Annotated in this window: 2 protein-coding genes; one reads left to right on the top strand and one right to left on the bottom strand. The window is 36.3% G+C overall.

What is annotated here, in order from left to right; all coding sequences use genetic code 11:
• Window positions 1–160: 160 nt before the first annotated feature.
• On the top strand, window positions 161–1,006 hold the full coding sequence (locus H5072_RS17180) for a UDP-2,3-diacylglucosamine diphosphatase (RefSeq protein WP_024596856.1): 846 nt from the start codon (window positions 161–163) through the stop codon (window positions 1,004–1,006).
• Window positions 1,007–1,025: 19 nt separating this feature from the next.
• Here the strand turns inward: H5072_RS17180 and H5072_RS17175 are convergent.
• Window positions 1,026–2,325 (bottom strand): ATP-binding protein (locus H5072_RS17175; protein WP_182694233.1); only part of this gene is annotated, 1,300 nt, incomplete at its 5' end.

Raw genomic sequence — 2,325 nt, 5'->3', positions numbered from 1 at the left:
GCGTAATAATAGCTGCTCAATGACTCACCTTTCCTAGCTTTATAGAAATCTTTTAATTACGTGCCTTGGTATAAATTGTCATGGAGGCTTCGCTAAAGTGTCTCATAAGTGTCATTAGATTTATCTACAGTGTTTAATTATTACACTATGGATGACGGGCATGACAAACAATCAACTGCGTAAAAAACAACATTATCCAGCCATTTGGATATCTGATGTTCATTTAGGTTACAAAGATTGTAAAGCTGATTACTTACTTGATTTTTTAAACTCGGTAGAATCTGACACACTTTATTTAGTGGGTGATATTATTGACTTATGGTCAATGAAGCGACAGTTTTATTGGCACCCTTCTCATTATGAAGTATTAAACTGCATACAAACAAAAGCAGCTAGCGGTACACGTGTCATTTATATTCCTGGTAATCATGATGAAGCGTTTAGAAACTATATAAATCAAACATTATTTGGTGTTGAAATCCACCAGCAGTTTATTCACACCACTAAAGCTAATAAACGGTTTTTACTTATACACGGCGACGACTTTGATTCAGCGACTCGTTATAACAAACTTGTTAGTATTGCGGGGGATGCAGGATACGACTTTTTATTATTTTTAAATCGCTGGACTAATCGTATACGTAAAATATTTGGCGGTAACTATTACTCGCTTGCATCGTGGATAAAAGCTCGGGTACACAAAGCTCGAGAAGCAATTAGTGCCTTTGAAGATGCCGCAGTTCATGAAGCTAAAAAACAAAACGTAGACGGTATTATTTGTGGACACATTCACCATCCCAAAATTAAAGTGGATGACGGTATTATGTACTGTAACGATGGTGATTGGATTGAGAGCTGTACTGCGCTTGTAGAGCAGCAAGATGGAAAGATAGAATTACTACATTGGTCAGATACACAATTTATACTCGATAGCGCAGACATAGCTATTCTTAACACGCCTTTAAATACGTCAACAAATACCAAACCAAAAAAATCAGCTGCTTAGCAGCTGATTTTCAAAACGATTAACTTAACCAAGTAATTAGCTTGTCTTTTAAAGTTTGTGGTTTAATTGGTTTAGTAATGTAGTCGTTCATTCCAGCAGCTAAACAACGCTCTCTATCACCTTCCATCGCACTCGCTGTCATAGCGATAATCGGTATGTGAGTATAATCTACCCCGGCCTTACTATTTCTGATTTCACTTGTTGTATCGTAGCCATTTAAATTAGTCATTTGGCAATCCATTAAAATAACATCAAAAGCTTGCTCTTCGTTTTCTCTCAGTGCTTCTAAGGCTTCTATACCGTCTGACGCACAAGTGATTTTTACTTTAGTACGTTTTAATATTGCCTTAGCTACTTCAATGTTTATCATATTATCGTCAACTAATAATACATGATACGCAGATAGGTCAGGCTCTACTTGTTCCTCTTCCAAGCCTTTTGGTGGCGCTATAATGCAATCATTACTGGCACCAAATAAGCTGGCTAACTTATAGCTAAATTGATCTTGGGTAAGCGGTTTATTTAGAATGTGGCTACCCTCAGGTAATATCATTTTAGTCGGTTTATCGGTCACCATGTCGCGTAAAATTAAGACGTACTTTTTATTAAACTGTTTACAATAATCAATAAGGGCATCAATTTGAGGATGCTCATCGTCAATCAATAATAAGTCAGCCTCAAACTCTTTATGCTCACTAAAGTAGTCGAGTCTTACAATGTTTTCTGCATTTACTTTACAGGTTAGTAGCAATAAATCGCACACGTTTTTATAAACGTTATCGCGCGCTATTAATGCCGCTACGTTAATACTTGTAGCAAGCTCAATACCTGTGTTTAGTTTTTTCTCTTGTGCAACATGTAGCTCAACCGTTGCGGTAAAGGTACTACCAGCACCCTTTTCACTTATAACCGTAATATTACCACCCATTAACTGAGCAAGTTTTTTACATATAGATAAGCCTAAGCCTGTACCACCAAAATGACGGGTTGTACTTGAATCTTCTTGTGTAAACACTTCAAATAGTTTGTCTATGTTTTCAGGCGCTATACCAATTCCGGTATCTTTTATTGTAAAGCTCATTAATAACTTTGAGTCAGTAATGTACTTAGAGCCAACAGTTAAACTTACTTCACCTCTATGAGTAAATTTAAACGCATTATTAACTAGGTTAATTAAAATTTGTTTAAGTCGATGGCTGTCGCCAATAACCATTCTGTCTACTACATCTTTAGTATCTAAAAATACTTCAAGACCCTTTCGTTGCCCTTGTAACGCTAAAGAGCTAATCATATCGCTACATACTGTAACAACATCAAAT

Origin of the sequence: Pseudoalteromonas sp. SR45-5 (genome assembly GCF_014163565.1) — a bacterium.
In the GTDB taxonomy this organism is placed as follows: domain Bacteria; phylum Pseudomonadota; class Gammaproteobacteria; order Enterobacterales; family Alteromonadaceae; genus Pseudoalteromonas; species Pseudoalteromonas distincta.
This window is presented reverse-complemented; position numbering and strand designations above follow the sequence as displayed.